At 49.4% G+C, this 4,383-nt stretch carries 3 protein-coding genes and 4 tRNA genes; 5 read left to right on the plus strand and 2 right to left on the minus strand.

From position 1 onward, the window contains the following. Positions 1-123: 123 nt before the first annotated feature. Both ACESLK_RS29825 and ACESLK_RS29830 read right to left on the minus strand, forming a co-directional pair. Positions 124-447 carry a hypothetical protein gene (locus ACESLK_RS29825; protein ID WP_373233492.1) on the minus strand — a complete coding sequence of 108 codons (324 nt, stop codon included), beginning with the start codon at positions 445-447 and terminating at the stop codon, positions 124-126. Next, positions 447-1,439 (minus strand): tyrosine-type recombinase/integrase, encoded by a 993-nt coding sequence (locus ACESLK_RS29830; protein ID WP_373233493.1) that lies wholly within the window; start codon positions 1,437-1,439, stop codon positions 447-449. Before ACESLK_RS29830 ends, ACESLK_RS29825 begins: the two co-directional genes overlap by 1 nt. A 332-nt stretch (positions 1,440-1,771) precedes the next feature. Here ACESLK_RS29830 and ACESLK_RS29835 point away from each other — a divergent pair. The 5 genes from ACESLK_RS29835 to ACESLK_RS29855 form a co-directional block, all read left to right on the plus strand. Then, a tRNA-Gly gene (locus ACESLK_RS29835) sits at positions 1,772-1,846 on the plus strand. Positions 1,847-1,852: 6 nt separating this feature from the next. Further along, a tRNA-Arg gene (locus tag ACESLK_RS29840) sits at positions 1,853-1,929 on the plus strand. Between the two features lie 31 nt (positions 1,930-1,960). Continuing rightward, positions 1,961-2,037 (plus strand) — tRNA-Pro (locus ACESLK_RS29845). A 10-nt stretch (positions 2,038-2,047) separates the two neighbouring features. Continuing rightward, positions 2,048-2,118, plus strand: a tRNA-Gly gene (locus tag ACESLK_RS29850). Between the two features lie 719 nt (positions 2,119-2,837). Then, positions 2,838-4,383: phosphoenolpyruvate carboxylase (locus tag ACESLK_RS29855; RefSeq protein WP_373233494.1), on the plus strand; the 1,546-nt coding region annotated here is incomplete at its 3' end.

Genomic DNA, 4,383 nt, shown 5'->3' on the forward strand with positions numbered 1-4,383 from the left:
GGGTTTATTCCGCCGGATACGATCAAAGTACCAAAAGCCGCTCCCGCTTAAAAAAACACAAATTCAAACCAAGGGGGAAGTCTGCCCATTTTTAGACCTCTGGCCGAGGGACTTCTTTTCACGCTAATAAGTGAAAAATGCTTTGCAGCTTTTTAGCCGACCGTTAATGGTGTTGCTGGCCAACCCCTTGTCCATCATATATCCTGTGAAGTGATGTTTGATTTGCTTGCCTGTAATAGTTTGGAATTCTAGGGGTACGCCTTGCTCTCGAAAGACCTTTGCCATGTAATGCAAATTGTACTCATAAAACCCGAGGCTCTTCGGCGAAAGATTCCGTGCCCGGTTGTGTAAAATAAAGGATTTTACAGCTTGGTCAAAATTGATATGATGAGAATGCGGCTCGACCGTTTGGACGGGAGACTGCAACGTGTTGACTCTACGCGCCATTAGTAACTCTCCTCCTCTTCATTGTCATGTTCTTCCGGCTGTAAAAGGAATTCGATCGGGCTAGATTTCTCATGTTGAAGGTGGAGGTCTTTGCCGAAAAACTCGATGTAGCGGCGGGTCATGTCCAGCGTCGTATGCCCTAATATATATTGAAGTGTTAAGATATCTCCACCATTCATGAGATACATCTTGGCCATGGTGTGACGAAAAGTATGGCAGGACCCTCGTACTCCCTGGAGCGCTGTCTTTTTGCAATGATCCCGGACGATCCGCTCAATTGCTGCCTTTCGTAAAGGTTTGTTATTCAAGGTAATCCAAACCTCATCAAAGGATAAATTTCCTCGTTCCTGGATATACTTCAAAAGTACCTTCATACAAGTGAGTTGTATCGGAACGATTCGCGGCTTCCGTCCTTTCCCCATCGGAATGCAGATGGCTTGGTCTTCGAAATTAATGTCTGATAACCTCATGCTGGTAAGCTCCATTACCCGCATGCCTGTTTCAAGTAAAACCAGCATGATGGCATAGTCGCGGTATCCGGTAAACGTGGTTTGGTCGGGTTGCTCCAGTATGGTCCTGACTTGATCCTTCGTAAAAGTAAATAGCATTTGATTTCGGGCTTTCATAACCTCGAGACCATCAGCCAGATTCGTTTCCAGAATGCCGTCCTGCCATAAGAATTTGAAGAAGCCTTGGCATGTCCGGATACGACCGTTCATGGTGTTTGCAGTTAGTTGTTGGTCGATCATGTAATGGATCATGCGATGACTCAAATCCGTTGCAACGAGCTTCTTGAGCTCCAGTTTATAGTGGTCCATGAAATGCTCAAAAGCCTGCAAATGAAATTTGTAAAAATTAATGGTGGTTGGAGCAAGATTGCGGTACCGACAGTCGAGCAAGTATAATTTTACGGCTTCGCGAAACTGTACTCGCGGTGAAACGTTGTCTGGTAATACAAGCGATTGGCTGTTGTAAACCTGTGTAATCTTCATTTGATATTTCATCCTTTCCTCGTTGAGGTTTAGTGAGGAAAAGATTAGCGCGGATGCTGCATATCGGTTGCACTAAACAATACGGTATATGCGCTCGCTAAACCCTTGTGAAAATGGCGCAAAAATTACCTCCGAAAAAAATTTGCTTTCTGAGAAAAAACCTGATATTATAACACTTGTCGCTGTTTTGAGCGTATCGAACCACCTCCTAAGTACTCACCAATCTTAGGATCTGGCGGGCGACCGTGGGGGTTCAAGTCCCTCCACGCGCACCAAATTTTAACACTTGATTTGCTAGGTTCATTGTGGTATAGTAATCAATGTCGCTTTTTGCGGAAGTGGCTCAGCGGTAGAGCATCGCCTTGCCAAGGCGAGGGTCGCGGGTTCGATTCCCGTCTTCCGCTCCATAATGTGTGCCCATAGCTCAGCCGGATAGAGCGTTTGACTACGAATCAAAAGGTCGGGAGTTCGAATCTCTCTGGGCACGCCATTTAAACCATGCAACACCTTATAGAGTATAACGGGACGTAGCTCAGCTTGGTAGAGCACCTGGTTTGGGACCAGGGGGTCGCATGTTCGAATCGTGTCGTCCCGACCACTCTATAAATGCGGGTGTAGTTCAATGGTAGAACTCCAGCCTTCCAAGCTGGTAGCGTGGGTTCGATTCCCATCACCCGCTTACAGTCAGTAGTCCCTGCGATGCAGGGGCTTTTTTTATGGAAATATATCAATCTTGGACATGCTAACGATCTATAGAGAGCTTATTTTGCGCGGTACGGCGGATTGCTCGAGCTAACGATCTGTACACACGCTATTGGACCAGTTTGTTGCGATTGATGCGCCAAATCTGGACAATAAGGCTTATCCATTGCGTTAGCTTGGGAAATATGAAGGAAATAAACGAATAACGTTTGTGGGGATCGTTAGCTGCGAGACTAGGTAATTTGATGGAACATCTTGATTAAGTATATGCTAGAGTAAATTATGTTATCCTAAACTAGTCCCACGACGAGTCTGGTACACTCTACGTTTCCCAAATCCCGAGTACCTACGTACCACTGCGATCCGCGAGAACCTCAAGTACCCGAGCCACCCCAAGAACGCCGAGAGCCCCGAGAGCCCCAAGAACCCCGAGAGCCCCAAGAACCCCGAGAGCCCCGAGAGCCCAAGAGCCCAAGAGCCCCGAGAGCCCCAAGTAACCATCATTGCTCATGTGGTCGACATAAATTCAATCCGCCTGACCTCGGAAAACCACAAAACTGCCTACAGATTGAAGTCCCTGACCGATTTTTATTTACAATTTAGAAATAAGGTGCAGATTTTCTGAACGATTTTGTGTACAATGGAATGAAATAATCGGAATTGACTGTACCGATAGAGACAAAGGAGTGGAGTTTCATGACGGAGTCAACACCGTCCAGTACGACAACCGCCCAGCCTATTGCAGCTGGCAAGTCAACTGCTTATTCGCTGCTTAGGCGGGACGTTCGTTTCCTCGGCAATATTCTGGGGGAAGTGCTGGTGCATCAGAGCGGCAAGGAGCTGCTGGAGATTGTGGAGCAAATCCGCGAATCGTCCAAGTCGCTGCGCGCCCAATTTGACAACAACCAAGTGGAGCAGTTTCAGGAGCAGATTCACAAGCTGGAACCCGCGATGCGCCACCAGGTCATTCGCGCCTTCGCGATCTATTTCCAGCTCGTGAACATCGCGGAGCAAAATCACCGCATTCGCCGCAAGCGCGATTATGAGCGTTCAGCGGGTGAGACGGTGCAGCCGGGATCGATCGAGGATACGATTCAAGGTTTGAAGCAAGAGGGACTCACGCCGGACGAGGTTCAGGACTTGATCAAAGGGATTACGCTGGAGCTTGTGATGACGGCTCATCCGACTGAAGCGACAAGAAGAGTCATCCTGGATATTCACAGACGGATTGCTCAGGATATGATGGAGCTCGACAATCCGAATCTGACGCACCGCGAGCGCGAGCTGCTCAAGTCGAGGCTGACGAACGAGGTGCTGACGCTCTGGCAAACCGACGAAATTCGTCCGCGGAAGCCGACCGTTATCGACGAGGTGAAGAATGGCCTCTATTATTTTGACGAGACCCTGTTTACCGTACTGCCCGATGTATATTTCGAGCTTGAGCGCTGTCTAGTCAAGTTCTATCCGGATACGAAGTGGCATGTGCCCACTTTCCTGAAATTCGGCTCCTGGATCGGCGGCGACCGGGACGGGAACCCATCCGTCACCTCCGAAGTGACATGGGAGACATTGATGATGCACCGCCAGCTCGTTCTTCGCAAATATGAGGAAAGCCTGCGGGAGCTGAAGAAGCAGCTCAGCTTCAGCACGACGCTCATTCAGGTGACACCGGAGCTGATGCAATCGATTGAGAAGGATCGCCGACTCGTCAGCATGAAGCAGGATGACCTGTGGCGCAATGCAAACGAGCCTTATCGCATAAAGCTAACCTATATGATTGAGAAAATGGTTCACACACGCGCCGCAACCGGCGGAAACCCACTGGATGAGACGATCTACCGGAGTCCGGAGGAGCTGCTGCAGGACCTGCGCATTATGGACCGCAGCCTGCGCAGTCATTATGCGGAATCCGTTGCCAACGAGACAGTAGCCCGCATGATTCGCCAGGTGGAGCTGTTCGGCTTCCACCTCATGGCGCTGGACGTGCGACAGCACAGCAAGGAGCACGAGGCCGCGATGGCCGAAATTCTCACCAAGATGGGCTTTACCGATCAATATCCTTCGCTGCCGGAAGCTAGCAAAATCGAGCTTCTTCACCAGCTGCTGAACGATCCGCGGCCGCTGACATCGTCTTATCTGAGTTATTCGGAATCGACAGAAGAATGCCTGAATGTGTTCCGTACGATCAAGAAGGCACAGGCTGTCATGGGAACGTCCTGCATCTCGAGCTACCTGATCAGTA

It is taken from the genome of Cohnella sp., from assembly GCF_041640265.1.
Lineage (GTDB): Bacteria > Bacillota > Bacilli > Paenibacillales > Paenibacillaceae > Cohnella.

Bases quoted from the DNA above. Each gene is read 5' to 3' on its own strand.
- ACESLK_RS29825 (WP_373233492.1), bottom strand. From the start codon at position 447: ATGGCGCGTAGAGTCAACACGTTGCAGTCTCCCGTCCAAACGGTCGAG.
- ACESLK_RS29830 (WP_373233493.1), bottom strand. From the start codon at position 1,439: ATGAAGATTACACAGGTTTACAACAGCCAATCGCTTGTATTACCAGAC.